Below are 16,233 nucleotides of genomic sequence, written 5' to 3'. Positions count from 1 at the left end.
TGAGTGCTTTTGGCCGATTTCTGCCCAAAGTCGCGCTCGAGTCGCCACGGACTCGACGGCAGCTCTCAGGGCAAATCGGGCGAATCGACAAGCCTTATCTTAAACCTCGCCCCGCGCCCGGTCATCAGGGTCAGCATGTTCTCGGCGCGCTTGAATGGAGAGGACATGGATCGGATCGACGTCTTTGGATCGATAACCGTCAGCGTCACCTTGTTGCCCAACAGATCGGTATTCTGCTCAGCCAACAAGGTATTGACTTCGGCGAGCTTCATCTTCGACAGTTCGAGATGCTTATCGTCCTCGGCCTTGCGAAGCGCATCGTACACCCCCTTCTCCAGCAGCATGGGCGCTTTAACGAGAATCGTCCTTGCTTCACCACTGTCCAGGCTGATCGGAAGATCTAGGCTCTTCCCATCCATCGTCTCCAACGTATCGAAGCCGCCGATTTGCGTATGCTGACCGCCGTTCAGATTTTCGAGATCTGCACTGGTGACAGATAGGCGGCGATCGCTGGTGTTCGAAATCGTCACGAGCCAGCACATCACCGCCATGCCGTTGAGGGAACCTCCGCGGTATTCAAATTGGCATTGCTCCGTCACCTTGGCCGAGTAGGAAATTGCCTCATCCTTCATGTTGTTGGCCTGGTAGGCCGAATAAGCGGACCAGGCCGAGATTGCTGCGGAGGCAATCGCAATAAACGTCTCGCGGTTCGGCTTTCCAAACATGAAGTTCCAAAGCTTCTCCCTGAGCGGTGACTTCGGCGAGGGCGAAGGTGCAGAAACGGATGCTGGTGTCGAAGTGGGCGTCGGCGTCACAGATGACGCTGACGTCGGCATTGGTTCCGGTGCTGGTGCTTTGGCTGATGTCGGTGATGCCGTGGGGTTCGTTGGGCCGGGCGGGGGTGAATTACTTGGTCCGTGTGACGGTGGCGTTCCGGAGGGCATGAGTGTCATCTCCCATTTCGATAAAGCAACGGTATCGCAGACACTCCGCAGCGATTGTGAGCACGGAAAGCTGGGAATGAAAGGGACAGCGTGATAATAGGTCGTGAAAAGCGCCCGCGTCGGTTCCTCTTAACGTCGTCGCACCGCTTCCGGTGCATTCTGGGCGCATAGCAGCCGGTCGACGACTAAAGTTGCGCGCAACTGAACGGCAGCACCTGGCTGGGGAGACATCCCGCACGACCGGAGCAACACGGGCCGATCGCAACGTCCGGCTAGTCCAATTAATTCGCGTCTCGAATCCGGCGAATCTCACGAATTCGATTCGAGCGTCGTTCGCCGCGAGACCGAATTCGTGAGCAAGTCATTGCCCATGCTGGAGTGCCAGTCTCAAAAATAGGTACTTTTTACCTATGACTAGCTTGGATTCATCGTCTGCCGAGCCACATCAGGCAAGGAATTAGAAGGAAATTAGGCTGTTGGTCGAAAAGCTCGCTTTTCAGTCCAGGAGCCAACTAGGAGCCACGCCGGCGCAGCTTGGCGTTTAGTAGGTAGTAGAAAGATTGCATCACGCCCGATTGATGAAATTGGTAGACGCAGGGAACTCAGACCAAATTTGAGTCCTCTCGAAGAAATTCTTGAGGTGAAGCCCGTCAAACTCGGTGAAGGCCCTGGACGATTCAGTCCGAGCTAATGCCGAGCCAAGCCCTCGAATCGAAAGATCCAAGGGAAGGTGTAGAGAGCAGACGGCGGCCCCCTATGGCAAAGCGGTAACACGCGGCGCTATGGTGAAGGCGTGCTTCAGACCACGAACGCCGCTTCTTCGGAAGAGTCGGCGGCGAAAGCCGAAGTGGCAAGAAAATCCCCGCCGCAAGGCGTGCCGGTTCGATTCCGGCCCCGGGCACCGCAAAATATTCCGGTAAGTTCCAGAGAAGTATAGAAACCCGCGCCAGCTCAAGGCTTCGCGGGTTTTTTTGTCTTGGCTGAGCGGAGATGTTCCGTGGACATCTGTTGGTATCGGGTGGTATTTTTGTTGGTATCGACCTCGCAAACGCACTTTTCCGCTTCGAGATACCAACATGCCGCTCACCGACATCCAGATTAGGAACGCACGCTACAACTTAGACGGAACCGGCAACCGCCTGTCAGATGGTGGCGGCATGTACCTTCAGCTCGATAAGTCCGGCGGGAAATACTGGCGGATGAACTATCGGTTCGTCGGCAAACAAAAAACGCTCGCGCTCGGCGCATATCCAGCCGTGTCGCTAGCGGCAGCTCGCAAGAAACGCGACAACGCGCGCGAAAAGCTTGCGGCGGGAATAGACCCTGGCGAGGCGAAGAAAACCGAAAAACGCGCAGTGCGCATCGCCGCCGCCAATTCATTTGAAGTCGTCGCCAATGGCTGGATGGAAGAACGCAAGACGGTTGTTGAAATCGGTCAGTACGAGAAGACATCGGCCCGCTTCAAGAATGATGTGTTTCCGTGGCTGGGCAAGAGACCGATCACCGAAATCGACGCCCCGGAGATCCTTTCTGTCCTAAAGCGCATCGACGGCCGGGGCGCGCGATTTACGGCCCATCGGGTGCGCAGCGAGATCAGCCGGGTCTTCCGCTATGGCATCAAGGAAGGGTTTTGCAAGACCGACCCGGCTAAGGATCTGATCGGCGCGATACCCCCCCAGTAGAAAAGCATTTCGCGGCTATTACCGAACCCGTGAAAGTCGGAGAGATGCTGCGCGCGTTTGACGGTTTTTCAGGTACGTTCCCAGTGCTTTGTGCGCTCAAGATAGCACCGATGATATTCGTGCGGCCCGGCGAATTGCGGCAGGCGGAATGGACTCAGTTCGATCTGGACAAGGGCGAATGGCGCTACCTCATTAGCAAGACCAAGACGGAGCACCTGGTGCCACTCGCCACGCAGGCAGTTGCAATCCTCCGCGAACTGCACGCGATGACAGGGCAAGGCCGATTCGTGTTCCCGAGCGCCCGCTCCAAGCTTCGTCCGATGAGCGAAGCCGCCATCAATGCAGCGCTGCGTCGACTCGGGTACGACACTCGCACGGAAATTACGGGCCACGGCTTTCGGGCGATGGCGCGTACGATCCTGCATGAGGAACTCGAACAGAAACCGGAGGTGATCGAGCATCAACTCGCGCACGCCGTTCCGGATGACCTCGGTTCTGCCTACAACCGGACAAAGTTCATCCGTGAGCGGCGCCTCATGATGCAGCAGTGGGCCGACTACCTTGATCGAATCAAGGTCGGGGCGAAAGTCGTATCAATCGCCGCACATCGGTGATAAGACTGCGCCCACGACAACCCCTCCAACTAAGGGGAATACTGCGAAAAACACGCTACAGCAGCGACAACACCGCCGAGAAGTAGCCGCACAAAAAAAAGCCCAGCAACACACGCTGGGCTTTTTATCTGAATTGGCTTACAGAGCCCCACTCAGGTCTACGTTCGACACAATTGCTGCGATCGCGAAGCAAGCTGCTGACTTCGCGAGTTTTGATGCCTTACATTTCCAGTTTTTCTTGTTCATTTGCTTGGTTCCTTGTGCAGTTGGTTTGATTGCCTTAGCTTGCGGTTTGCTCTGCACGGTTCGTTGCTTTTGAACGTCTTGCTGGTACTTACTTACTGCTTCGTGTCGAACGTTGCCGCGCGAAGCGATGTGCTGCTCCGCATGACATGTCACCATTGGCTGAGTGTGGATGACGCCGGTTGTGCCCAGCCCTGTAAGCCAACTCTTCCGCAAGAAAGAATATGCCGTATCGCCGAACTGAAGTCAATTTACCGACCCGGTAAACGTTCAGCTTAGCCACGCCTAGCCGTTGAGCCAGCGTAGACGCACATTCCCATTGTTCTCATTCACTAACCATTCCTAGATACTATGTCGCACAGCGAACTGTGCGGAACTGCTGAATCGGGGGATTCGAATGGCATCAGAGATTAAGCGTCTTCACATCGAACGTTTTCGTGGAATTCGGGAACTGACATGGCACCCCCAACCGGGTCTGAATCTTTTGCTAGGCGGAGGCAACGTCGGCAAGACAACAATCCTGGAGGCCATCGGTCTTTTGCTCAGTCCGACCACGAGCTACACACTGTTGGACTCAGATTACTTAGGCCGTCTCGTAGAAGAAGAATTTCTCATTGAAGCGATCATGAGCCTGCCAGGAGATATCAATCGCCAGGCTACCATGGCGTGGCCATGGGAATGGGACGGTCTGAACGCAGTGCTCGCGGTAGCTGGTGAGCCAGAAAACACCGCGCCCCTACCGGCTCCTCAGCAAGGCAGACCTGCGGTCTACAAGGTCCGCGTTCGAGGCACAGCTGATCTTGAGCTGGTTTACGAAATCGTTCAGCCGGATGACAGTGTCGCTGCGTTCACTGTGGCATTACGGCGAAAGGTTGGCCTCGTACGATTGCTAGGCGATGATCGCACTGATCGCGACCTGCGGTTGGTCGTTGGATCTAATCTCGACCGGCTAATCAATGATCGTGGATTGCGCGCCCGGCTCGGCCGTGAGTTCGCCGCTGACTCTGTCGTTCAGCATCTGGACGGTGAGTCACGCACTCGCCTTGAGCAGCTCGATCAGGACTTCGTCGAGCGTCAGCTCCCAAACCAACTCGGCCTGGCTGTCACCGGCGGCGCCGGGCAATCCATCAATGCGCTCATAGGCCTCACCGCAGTTAAAAACGACGTCGTGTTGCCCCTTGCCACCTGGGGCTCCGGCACCCGTCGTCTGGCTGCATTGGCCATCGCAGACTCCTTGCAGGACGGCCATCCGATTACCCTCGTTGACGAACTTGAGCGAGGGCTTGAGCCCTATCGTCAGCGTCAGCTCGTTCGCCATATTGCCGCCGGACAGGGGCAAACTTTCATCACCACACATAGCGCCTCAGTCGTGACCGCTGCAACTGACGCGTCGATCTGGTATGTCGATACCGGCTGTAGGGTTGGCGCGCTAGCGCGAGAGAAGGTTTCTCGCCACCTCGCCCGAGACCCGGAGGCATTTCTGGCCCGGGTGACACTTGTCGCCGAAGGAGCAACGGAGGTCGGGTTCCTTCGAGAAATCTTCGATCGCGAACTCCCCGGATGGAGGGATCGCGGAGTACATATCGCGGACGGCGGCGGCAATGACGACACCCTGACGCTGCTAGAGGCACTCTTGGTCGGCGGCGTGAAGTTTGCCGGCTTTGTAGACAACGAAAACCGCGACGCGGGACGATGGCGTGCAGTGGCAAACCGCGTCGGCTCGCTTCTGTTCCAGTGGAACACCGGGAATATGGAGGAAAATGTGATCCCGTTTTTCCCAGCAGATCAGCTTCAAGCGCTTATAACTGATCCAGAAGGCGAAAAAACCGGACACCGGTTGCGTACCCTCGCCGATCGGATGGCGACGGTTGACACATCGTTTGAGGCGTTGAGTGCGCTTGCTTTAGAGCGCCGCGGTGAGAACTCCGGCCACCAGGTTCATCCCCTGGTTCCATGGATCATCGAAGCCGCAACGGGTAAGGTGCCCGACGCATTGCGCGACGCGCCGGCCGCGCAGCGCAATCCCTTCAAGGGACATGCGACGGCGTGGTTTAAGAGCATCGAAGGCGGCCGCGAACTCGCAGGAAAGGTTTACAACTCCGGCGTTTGGGAGACGCAACTGGACGCCTTGCTGCGTCCGTTCGTCAACGCGGTTATCCGCACACAGGCCGATCCGGTTCCGGCTGTCGCTCAAAGGCGAAACTCGTGAGCGACGCCTCTGTCGCTGAGGCGCTGCGCTCGGACGTGCAACGTGTCGTCGTCGAGGCGCCTGCAGGGACTGGCAAAACACACCAGGCCGCCAGCTACGCTCGGGATGCAACAACTGGCCTAGGTAAAGGCCAGCGGGTACTGATATTGGCGCATACGCATTCCGCCTGTGACGTCTTCTCGTCGAGAACTGCCGACCTGGAGGGGCGGTTGCGGATCGGGACCATCGATTCGCTAGTGGCAATGATCGCGAAGGTCTACCACCGGGCTCTCGACCTACCGGCTGATATTCACGCGTGGTCGATTGACCGAGGCCCCGACAGCTATGCCGACCTTGCACAAAGGGTGCAACTTCTGCTCGTCCGTTCGCCCAGCGTCGCCGGCGCGGTAGCAGAGCGGCACCCAATAGTAATCTGTGACGAGCATCAGGATGCCAGCAGCGACCAACACACCATTGTCGAAACGCTTGCGCAGGCAAGTGCGAAAGTGAGGTTCTTCGGCGACCCGATGCAAGCGATCTTCAACACGGGACTGGAACGGGAAACGCAAGAGCTGCAATGGCGTGAGCTTGCGGTGACCGCCAACGCGTTCGAGCGACTGGACACCGCACATCGCTGGGCCTCCGGCTCTCCCTCACTGGGCGCCTGGGTGCTCGAACAGAGGGAGCATCTGCGCACCGGCGGCAGAGTCGACCTCCGGCATAGGTTGCCTATTGGGTTGCACCTATTGCGGGCCGACAATCGCGCGCCACGCTTCGGCGGCTTCCAACTGAGCCCGGCTGAACGTCGCCCGCTCGATGCACTGGTCCGGAACAGTCCAAATCTGCTGGTGTTGACGGCTCACAATCAGACCGTCTTCGGCCTCAACGCCTTCTGGGGAACTCGCATCCCAATCTGGGAGGGCTATACAAGGAGCGCTTTGGGGGACCTTCTCGCCGCCTGCCGGATCCGATCCGGCGATCCGGTAGGTCTTGGCAGGTCAATGTGTATCTTCCTCGAGGCTATCGGAAAAGGTTTTTCAGCGACATCCTTCGGTAACCGGCTTACTCAAGAACTAGAGACCAATTGTGTCAGGCCTTGCCGTGGCAAGCCAGCTGAGATTCAGTCAGTCGCTCGGTTGATCATACGGCAGCCTAGTCATATAGGCGTCGGCGAAGCAATCGATCGCGTCCATCACCTAATGAATGCGAGCGAACACTTCCGCGAGGCTCGCGTCGATCTGCGAAAAGAGTTTGCCGAAGCACGACGGATCCATTCACATCCTGATATTAGTACCGTGCTTGCCGGACTTTCGCACCAGCGCGGCAGGCGAACCGACCGCGTACCTTCCCAATCGATTAGCACCATCCACAAGTCCAAAGGGCTTGAATGCGACGGAGCAATTCTGATCCCATGCGATGCAAACAGTCTCGCTCCTAACCAGAAGAACCGATGCCTTCTATATGTCGCCCTTAGCAGGTCTTGCAAACGACTGGCGCTTGTGGTCCCTGAGGGCAACCCATCCCCGCTCTTCCAGCTATAGCCCCGATGCGCGAAAAATTGCTCTTTGCTCGCCCCTCGCCCTTTAAAGGGCCGCCCCGAGACGATTTCTGGGCGCTACTAACCGCGCGCAAGAGGCTCACCAAGGCCGGCGTGCACGGGTCCTCGCGCAGCGGGACGACCTGTGCCCAGGCCCCATCAACCGCATAGGCCACATCGGTTTCGCGCGAAATGTACGAATGACTATTCTGTGTGTTCGCCCCACAGCTTATTGCCCGTCGCGGGACAATGAAAAGGGATGGCGCGCCCCCAAGAAGTGACGTTTGTCCGCTCAAGCATCTAAACAGCCACACGAATAGCACAACCGCGATAATCCAGGCGACAACGGGTTTTCAAGCATGCTTTAATCAACAATCAAAAGGGTGCCGCAAACAGAGTTTCTGCTAACCACTTAGGGGCGAATGGCGCTACCTCTTAGCAAGACCAGGACGGAGCACCTGGTGCCACTCGCCAAGCAGGCAGTTGCAATCCTGCGCGAACTGCACGCCCTGACGGGGCAAGGCCGCTTCGTGTTTCCGGGCGCTCGCTCCAACCTTCGTACGATGAGCGAAGCGGCCATCAATGCAGCTCTGCGCCGACTCGGGTACGACGCGCGCGGAGATTACCGGCCACGGCTTTCGGACGATGGTTCGTACGATTCTGCGCGAGGAACTTGAGCATAAACCGGAGGTGATCGAGCACCTACTTGCGCAACCCGTTCCAGACAACCTCGGTTCGGCCTACAATCGGATGGGCCTGCCTTCGCTGAGTTTTGCTCTCACGCGGAGGGCGTTATAAGGCCGAGTTGGCCGCTCTCAAGGCGATGGAGGCACCATCCGTGGCAATCCATTCCTCGTAGTCAGCCATCACCAACTCCGACCGCTTCATCAGCGGCTGCATGAACGCCTTTCGGTTGGGATGCGCAAAGATCGCGGGAGCTAGCGCCGCGGCGTCGAGCAGTTCCTTGAACTTCTCAAAACGCTCTTCCCAAGGGAAATCGGCGCCCTCCTTTGCCATCGCGAGAATCATCTTGCGATGGATGTCGTTATTGCGGGACCTCCCCGTGGCGTCCATCGCCTTGAAGAGCGCGGCGAGGAACGCTTTTAGCCGCTCCATGAGTTCGAGCTTCTGCTCCTCGGTCAGTTGCAAGGCGGCCAACAGCTCGAAAGCGTCCAAAGACTCGGAGATGGCCTTCACCGATTGCGGCCCGTCTTGGCCTGCGTTAGCGCGGCGCTCCTTGCGCGCGGGAGCGTCGGGCAGGTCGTCGAGGCCCCAGCCCTCCGCGTCCTCGACCATGTCTATGTCGAACACCGCGGCCACGCTTTCGTCAGCATCCTTCGTCTGCGCCGCCAGGTGGCGCACCACCTGCTCCGCGAATTCGGCGCGCAGCAAATCCTTGTGCTTGCGTAGCTCGTTGCGCTCAAAGTCGAGAATGCCACGCAACCTATCCCTGCTCGACAGCCATGCGGAGCCTGCCTTACGAAGCAGTGCCGCCCGCACGATGTCGAGCTTGACTAAGCCGTCCAAGAAATCGGACAGGCTCCTGGCCCCGATGGCGTCCTTGCCGCCCGATCTGGTCGCTTTCCATGTCTTCCAGTGGAGCTCGATGTCCTTGTCCAGGAAGAAAATGCGGTAGGCCGCGTCCATTTTCTCCATGAGGTCCATAGCGTCGAGGTCCGAGACCGTGATGCCGCCATATTTCGCGAAAACCTTTGGCAGGTTCTTCGAGACGATGCCGTCGTGCGAGAAATCGATGATCAGACAGTCGTTCTTGTATTTACGGGCCCGGTTGATCCGGCATGCGGTTTGAAACAGCAACACATCGTCCATGCCTCGGTCGATAAAGACCGTGTGGAGGGTCGGCTCGTCGAAGCCTGTCAAAAGCTTGTCGACTACCACGATGATCGCGTTGCGCACTTTGAGCCCCGTGTGGCTCTCGATGCCCTTGCGCCGAAACTCGTCGATGATCTGCTCTTGGTTCTTTCCGTCGTTCTTCGACGCGCAGGTCGCTTCGCCTTGCTTGTCCGTGTAAAGCAGCAGCACTGGAATAGCCCGAAGCGTCTCCGCATGCTCCGCGAACCGCGGGTCGTTCGCCAATGCGGTGAGCTCCTCCTTGATCAGTCCCTGGTAGACGATTGCGGCCCGGATCGAGTAGGCAGCCAGTAGCGCCTTGCCCTCGCCCAGGGCCCGGCCGCCCGATGGCCGGACCGCCATCATCGTCTTGGCTGCGAACACCAACACCGCCTGCTTGGCGACGAGGCGCTGCCGGCTCGGGTTCTCGTAAATCTCCTCCGCCGACGGGGCTCTGAGCCGCTCCTCTTGGCCAAGCTTGGCGACCGACTCGGTGATTTTGTAGAGGATGTGGTCGCTGAACCGGACGACGTTTTGGATCGGATTGAGGATGACCTTGTCGCGGATGGCCTGCGTCATCGTGTAGGCGAAATATGGCGCCCATCGGATGTCGTCCCCCGGCCCCGTGGGCGCGCGCCACTCACCGATGCGGGCGAGGATCTCGTCCTTGGGCGTCGCGGTGAGGCCGACGATCAAGTTGCGCTTCGCACCTACGGGACGGATCGTTCCCCACTGGTCGAACACCTCCACCGTCGCGTCGTGCAGTACTCCATTTTGCGATCGGTGCACCTCGTCGATGACGAACGCCACCCTCTTGCTCTCCAACAGCTTGGACAACTCCGGATCGTCGCTCGCGAGGCGTTGGATGGAGGGGAATTTCTGGATGTTCACCACGACGACGCGCGCCGAGCCTTCGAGCGCGCCGCGCAACTGGGCGAACGTCTCAGCCTCGACGACGATCCCCTTGGTGGCGCGCAGCCGCCCGGCCTCTTCCGCGACGTTCTTGCGCAGCTCGGTCCGATCAGTGAGGAGCACGCACAAGTCGAAGAGAGGCGCCGCCGCCGCGCTGCGCGGATCAGCCATGTCGGCGATGGCTTGGGCCAGCCACACGATGACGTTCGTCTTTCCCAGCCCGGCGGCGCCTTGCAACAGGAGCGAGTGCGAGTCGGCGCCATTGCGATGCAACAGCGTTTGTTTGACTATCCGGTCCGCCTTCGCCGGCTCCAACGCCGGCAGGTCGACGGCCAGCCTGGCGCGGATGTCCGACTCGCCTATCTTCGGCTTTCCCTCGTCCGCGTAGAGCTCCCGGACGCGTCGCATGGTTTGGAACAGCATCGCACGCTGCGCCGGCCTGGGCATCAGAATCTCGGTGCCAGTCGTGGTCCGGCTAGGCCGATGCTGGTTGAAGAAGAAGACCTCCTTGTCGATGCCATCGCCGGCCGCGAAGAGCGAGGCCAGATGGTCCGCCAACGCGGCGCTTGGGGACTTGTCGCGGATGTCGGCGGCCCGGCCGAAAACCTGGACGAGGCGATCGGGGATCCCCGATTCGAGCTCGATCCGATCGTCCCGCTCCATCGCGTCGTCGACATCGGCGAGCAGCCATTCCATATTCTGCAACAACATCAGGTTGCCCATGTCCAGGCAGCTGATGTGAGTGGCCTTCTCGTAGAGGCAAATGTCCTGCCGAATGCTGGCCCGCTCGCCAGCCGGCATCGATCGACCTCGGAAACTCGGCCACTTCGCCCCCTGCTGCAACCAACGCTCACGCGCCTCTCCAAGGGCGGCGATGGCAGCCTCGACGCAGTTGTGGGCGATCTTCTTGCGGCCATGGGAGGACGCAGTTTGCCCAGTCTGCGCGGTCTTCAACTCGGAGTAGGCGAAATAGATCCCGTTGACGAAGAAGACGCAGTCCGGGCGCCTCCGAATCCTCTTCCCCGTCAGCGGAAAGACGCGCTCGAACGTCGCCTCCGGGATGACGCGCAGCAAATTCCTCGCGAACAGATCGGCGGCCGCGCGTTCCGCTCCGGCGCGGGGCTCCTCGTTCCAGAGCGAGAATGATTGGCCGTTGAAGACGACGGGGTCCCTGAGCACGAACGCGGCGTTCGAGGTCGCCTCCACGCGCGGCAGCAGCGCCTCCTCGATGAACGCCAGGCAGAACTCGGCTTCGGACGCGAAGCCCTTGGACGCCTTTTCGAACGCGGCTTGGTTCAAGGGGCCGCCATCTCGAAGGAACGCGAGCAAGTCGGCTGGGACGACCCAGCGAGCGGAGTCGAGGTCTGACGGCTTCCCCAAGATCCAGTCCAAGCCATTTTTCCCATGGCCGGTGAGAAAGGGGAGAAACACCCCCTCTTGAAAATCGATCTCTTTGAATCCGTGCGCCACGTTCGGTCCTTCGCTCAAACGGCGCACGCGGCGCCGGGTTTTGTCGGCACCGCGCGCCCCATGACGGCCGGCGCCAAGGCCCCGGTGACCGCCTCGTGAATCAGCGCGTTGCGCTGCAAAGCCAAACCCTCCTGCGACTTCTCGAGCAGCACGATCTGCCTGTCCACCATGTCCAGCTTCGCGTCGATATCGGCGGCGATCGCCGACTGCTCTTCGATTGGCGGCAGCGGAATTCGAATGTCCTTGAACTCGTCCCAATAGAGGCGCAGCCGAAAATCGATGATGCCTCTCGAACGCCGACGCATCTCCTCGATGCCGGACGGCGACCGAAGCACATGCTCGACGTAGGCCGGGACCACTCTGCGCCGCGGCCGGGCGACGACGTAGGCCGGGCTCACCAAGCCCTCGACGCTCGCGACTCCGAAGCCGCCTTGCCACGCGCGCATTTGGTTGTAGACGAGGTCGAGCGGCTCGACGCGCTTGTAAATGCCACGGTCCTCGCTGCGGCTAACCTTGCGGGAGCCTGGTTCGTCAGCCATCTCCCTGTCGGAGATCCCCGAATGGATCGACACACTCAGCACCGGCAGATCGGCGTAACCCAATTCCGCGGCCTCTCGAAACAGGTTGCCCAGCCGGTCCATTCCCCAGTGGCTCGGCACCTCCCCGTGCCATGGCTCCTCCGACGGCGAGCGCGCGTCACCAGGCCTGAGCCGGCCAAACGCGATCGCCTCGCGCAGCGCCTGCTTGGCCTCCGCCAACACCGCCTTCTTTCGCTCGTGCGCCTCGCGACGCTCGGCGAAGAGCGCGAGCTCCCGCTCGATGAACGCGACGATGCGCCGCTGCTCAGGGAGTGGTGGCAGCCTGAGCTCGAAGTCTCCGACCATCCGGTCGGGCACTCGCTTCAATCCGCCAACGCCCCGCATCGCGTTCACGCCGAACTCCTGGAAGTCGAACGCCTGCAATCGATATAACAGGAACTCGGGCAAGATGCGGCGACTTGGCCGAAACACCGACACCTCGGTCGTCGCCAAGCCAACGCCTCGCTCGAGCCCATCCGCCAACGCGCACTTGCGATTCTCAAAGCAGGGCGTGACCTTCGCGAAAAGAACGTCTCCGTTCACAAACTGCGAGTAGCCGCCGGCCTCGGAAACGTCCTTGCTATGGCCGCGCGCGAGGCCTCCCCCCTCGACCAGCGCCTCCATGGGAAAGAAGTCGAGCTGCCCTTTGCGGGGAATTCGAGTTGCCGGGTTGACCTGCGCCAACGATCTGAGTCTCTCGACTTGCCACGACGTGCTCATTTAGCCGCGGCCTTTGCCAAGCTTGAGGCGAACTCGGACTCCAACTTTTGGATCTCAACGTTCACCTCCCTCAGCTTGGCCATCACGGCGGTTGCCGAGTCGACCCTCACCGCGCGCGGAAAGATGCGATTGAAGTTGATTTCGCAGCCAACGCGGGATCCGACCACCTCGTGTGGCTCGCGCACCCACTTGTCAAGGTGCAGCGCGATCAACTCATCGTTCTTGCGGGCGGACTTCGAATAACCGACCACCTCGAAGTCCTTTTCTATCAATGGCGCCACGACGATGTTGACGTGCACGAATTCGCCGCCTTTCGACTTGCCGACCTTCGCTCTTGGCAGAATCCGGCCTAGCCCAAGGTCTCGCTCCTTACCCTTTTTCCGCAACGAGACGCGCCCATAGTCGCCGACGCGAGACCACTCGGTCCCGTCCTCCAAACCGACCGCCACGCGCGAAGCGCATTTGACGGCCTCGTTGAACATGGCGGATGTGTCCTTGGGGGCGGCTCCTTCGAACTGCTCAACGTCCAAGCGCCCACCGAGGATCTCAAAAGTCTCGTCGTCGAGCGTCACGAGCAACCGCTCGCCCTCGATCGACACCTCCTCGGCTATGGCGCGGCCATTCTCGTCGTGGCGATGCACTTGGAGCTCGACCTTGTTGTAGAGGATATCCTGGACCGACACGACCTTCGCGATCGGACCATCCTGGTAGGCCTTGAACGCCGCGACGACGCGCTTTCGGTTGGCGGCGTCTATCTCACAATTCTTCTTGTTCAGGTTGCGCTTCAACTTGGTGAAGCACGCCTCTGCATTGATGAGGATTACGCGTCCCTTTCGCGCCTTCGGCTTCGACTTGTTGAGCACCCACAAATAGGTCGAAATATCGGTGTTGAAAAACTCGCCGCGGGGCAGCTGAACGATCGCCTCGACGATGTCCAACTCTTGAAGAAGCCAGATCCTCGTCTGGGACTCTCCGCTTCCGGCGTCGCCTGAGAACAGGGTCGATCCGTTGTGGACGATGGTCGCAACGCCCGTCTCGGTCAGGTGAAAGGCCGCGTGCTGCAAAAACAAAAGCTGGCCGTCGGACACTGGCGGCATGCGGGTCTTCTCAAAGCGCCCGGACGCGTCCGCCTCAACGGCCGACCTGGAATCTTTCCAGTCCAGCCCATAGGGAGGATTGGCGACGATGACATCGAACTTATCGGAGAGAAACAAGTCGTTGGTCAGCGTGTTCTCGCGCTCGATGCGCGCGTCCTCGCGAAAGCGCGCCTCGATCGCCGCCAGCGCGTAGAGCGCGTCGTTAAGCTCCTGGCCTCTCGTGCGCACCGACAGGCTCGGAAACGCCGAGCGGAGAGCGTCCTCGGTCGCGAACAAAAAATTGCCGCCTCCGCAGGCCATGTCGTAGATGTCCGCGATCCCCTCGGAAAGCTTGCCCTCCCTGCGCAACTCCACGATGAGGTCGGCCGCTAGTTCGATGACATCCATTGGTGTGTATTGCTCACCGGCCGTCTCGGCCGAGATGTCTCCCCAGCGGCGCTTGATGTGTTCCTCGATGGTCGTCACCTCCGAGTTGCTAAACCGCGTGAGGTCGATCGCCGCCCACTTCTGCGCGAACGCGTAGAGCGGACTGTTTGGCCGCGAGAACAGATCGGACGCCTTTCCCTGGATGTCCAGAAACTTCGGCGTGCCCTCGGCGTAGCCCAGTCCGAGGAGGCGCCTCGTCTCCGGGTCGTATTGCCCGAGGTGCGCCATGAGGCGATTGCGGAAATTGCCACCTGGAACGGCGCAGGTCTCTTTGAGACCCTTGTCGAGCAACAGCAGTTCGGGGTGGTAGCCCTTGTTCATAGCCTTTGCAGACAGCTCCAACCACTCCCTATGCTCGGCCTTCTCCGGGTCGAATTTGACCGCCATCGCCTGCTCAAACTCGGAGATCTTTTCCGCCTTGAAGCGGCGCAGCCGAGATTCCAAAAGCATCAACGCGAAAAACGGCATCATGTAGCTAGGAAAGTCGCCCTCCTTGATGCCCGCCCCGCGCAGCGTGTCCGCCGTCTTCCAGATCGTTTCTGTGTAGGAGAGCAATGCCGCTCCAATTTTCTGTGCCATGAGTCCAATCAATTTTTGTTTGTCGACGCCACAGCGGCGCGTTTTCGAGCAGGTTTCGCGGACACCTTGCCTCCTCGCGCGGGAGCCGGCGCCGCGGTGCCCTCGATAGCGGGCGGCCATCCCAACCCCTCGCGCTCACATTGCTTCCGTATGAGCCATTCGAGCATGTTGGCCATGCTCCGTCCTTCCTTGTCCGCAAGCAGCGCCAAAGCAGTCTTGACCGTAGTGTCGAAGCGAAAGGCCGTGGGAGCGTTCTTGACAGTTTTCATGCGATCAGCCCGAGTGCAGATAGCAATACATTCAAACTACCATTGTAATACAACAGATCAAGCCCTAAAGCTGGGATTATCGCCTTCTCATGAATGCTTCCGCTTCGGATCGCGCGTAAATCGTCTGGGCACCCGACGTAGCCACCCATCGGGCCCTTCGCCGTTCAGGGCTGGACACCTCAGCGGTGACGTCACCCGTCAAACCATATGCTGGTTCGGTGATCACGACCGGCTGAACACATCTCGAATTTCATTAAGTCCTGCAATGAGCAAACCTTACTGTTCGGGTTTGTCACCCTTTATCCCATATGATCGGTAGCAGGTTGCGGTATGCGCTGTCGTGTTTCAGGTAGAGGCTTACGCCTTCACCAAGGCGCGAAGGAGCCGCTGGATACTTGTCGAACGTCCCGAAAAGAGGAATGCTCCAGTCGATACGGCGTGACAATCATGATGAACTGTTCTTCGAGAGCGGCGTCGTGCTCGTCGTCGAGGACATGCGTGCAGCACGACAAGTATTGGCGAGAAGCTGCTGATGATGCAGCGGTGATAAATTCGAGGCGGTCTATACGAGCCGGCAAGAAACTACTGCCACTCATGGTAAGTGCAATTTCGACTCGGCGTTTTTCTTGCCTTTGCGGGGACTAGGCCTGCCGATCGCCCGACGGGGCAGCCGAATCGTAAAGCCGATTGGAGTTTCCCGCGTTTCTGCCGTTAATATACTGGGCGATCCCGTGCGATTGACCGCGATCGTAAGGGTAAGTTGATGCGTCAATGGCACTGCGCGCAATCTGGAGCAGTTGCCTACGACGAAACCCGGGAACCTTTGAGAAAATGGAGCCCGGAGCGACATGCCTTACGCGCCAGTCCGGAAAGACCCGTATCAGCTGATCTGCGCATTGAACCAGCACGGGGAAAGGCAATGGCTCGGATGCCCAGTCGCGCAGAACCGACCCACTCATCGGCTACTGCCACAATATCTATGCGAGCGCGAAGTTGGCCGAAGAACCAAGGGCCGTCCACGGCCAAGACCAGCATGGACCAGGCTGCGGGCGAGGGCGGCCCGCTGGGACGCATGCGATGATGGACCTTTGATCCAGCGAACGACAGTGGGACGAGATAGAGT

Annotated in this window: 7 protein-coding genes and 2 pseudogenes; 5 read left to right on the top strand and 4 right to left on the bottom strand. The window is 59.5% G+C overall.

Annotated features, from left to right (window positions below; translation table 11 throughout):
- Positions 1-65 precede the first annotated feature (65 nt).
- A complete protein-coding gene (locus EOS_RS05840) occupies positions 66-725 on the bottom strand; it encodes a hypothetical protein (RefSeq protein WP_047845649.1) in 660 nt (219 codons plus the stop codon).
- On the opposite strand from EOS_RS05840, the gene EOS_RS05835 reads away from it, so the two are divergent.
- From EOS_RS05835 to EOS_RS05815, 5 genes and pseudogenes are all read left to right on the top strand, one after another.
- Positions 724-1,038: a hypothetical protein gene (locus EOS_RS05835; protein WP_047845648.1), complete on the top strand. Its 315-nt coding sequence runs from the start codon at positions 724-726 to the stop codon at positions 1,036-1,038. The two genes, EOS_RS05840 and EOS_RS05835, sit on opposite strands and share 2 nt — an antisense overlap.
- 982 nt (positions 1,039-2,020) lie before the next feature.
- A pseudogene (locus EOS_RS05830) lies at positions 2,021-3,240 on the top strand (tyrosine-type recombinase/integrase).
- A gap of 640 nt (positions 3,241-3,880) precedes the next feature.
- The gene (locus EOS_RS05825) at positions 3,881-5,692 is read left to right on the top strand and encodes an ATP-dependent nuclease (protein WP_047845647.1); all 1,812 of its coding nucleotides are present in this window, start codon (positions 3,881-3,883) and stop codon (positions 5,690-5,692) included.
- Positions 5,689-7,212, top strand: a complete 1,524-nt coding sequence (locus EOS_RS05820; protein ID WP_047845646.1) for a UvrD-helicase domain-containing protein — start codon at positions 5,689-5,691, stop codon at positions 7,210-7,212. The genes EOS_RS05825 and EOS_RS05820 overlap by 4 nt, the downstream gene beginning before the upstream one ends.
- Before the next feature lie 410 nt (positions 7,213-7,622).
- A pseudogene (locus tag EOS_RS05815) lies at positions 7,623-8,006 on the top strand (tyrosine-type recombinase/integrase); the annotation flags it as partial.
- Here EOS_RS05815 and EOS_RS05810 read toward each other — a convergent pair.
- Genes EOS_RS05810 through EOS_RS05800 form a run of 3 tightly spaced genes read right to left on the bottom strand, consistent with a single transcriptional unit; the run spans position 8,001 to position 14,961 of the window.
- Positions 8,001-11,441, bottom strand: a complete 3,441-nt coding sequence (locus EOS_RS05810) for a type I restriction enzyme subunit R domain-containing protein (RefSeq protein ID WP_047845673.1) — start codon at positions 11,439-11,441, stop codon at positions 8,001-8,003. The pseudogene EOS_RS05815 and the gene EOS_RS05810 sit on opposite strands and share 6 nt — an antisense overlap.
- A 14-nt stretch (positions 11,442-11,455) precedes the next feature.
- Positions 11,456-12,703, bottom strand: a complete 1,248-nt coding sequence (locus EOS_RS05805) for a hypothetical protein (protein ID WP_152693082.1) — start codon at positions 12,701-12,703, stop codon at positions 11,456-11,458.
- A 32-nt stretch (positions 12,704-12,735) separates the two neighbouring features.
- Complete coding sequence (locus EOS_RS05800) at positions 12,736-14,961, bottom strand: HsdM family class I SAM-dependent methyltransferase (protein WP_235442712.1); 2,226 nt, start codon at positions 14,959-14,961, stop codon at positions 12,736-12,738.
- Between the last annotated feature and the right edge of the window lie 1,272 nt (positions 14,962-16,233).

This window comes from Caballeronia mineralivorans PML1(12) (assembly GCF_001028175.1).
Classification (GTDB): domain Bacteria; phylum Pseudomonadota; class Gammaproteobacteria; order Burkholderiales; family Burkholderiaceae; genus Caballeronia; species Caballeronia mineralivorans.
Note: the sequence above shows the minus strand (reverse complement) of the source record. Positions and strands in the feature narration are given on the sequence as shown.

Bases quoted from the DNA above. Each gene is read 5' to 3' on its own strand.
- EOS_RS05835 (WP_047845648.1), top strand. From the start codon at position 724: ATGAAGTTCCAAAGCTTCTCCCTGAGCGGTGACTTCGGCGAGGGCGAA.
- EOS_RS05840 (WP_047845649.1), bottom strand. From the start codon at position 725: ATGTTTGGAAAGCCGAACCGCGAGACGTTTATTGCGATTGCCTCCGCA.
- EOS_RS05825 (WP_047845647.1), top strand. From the start codon at position 3,881: ATGGCATCAGAGATTAAGCGTCTTCACATCGAACGTTTTCGTGGAATT.
- EOS_RS05800 (WP_235442712.1), bottom strand. From the start codon at position 14,961: ATGGCCGCCCGCTATCGAGGGCACCGCGGCGCCGGCTCCCGCGCGAGG.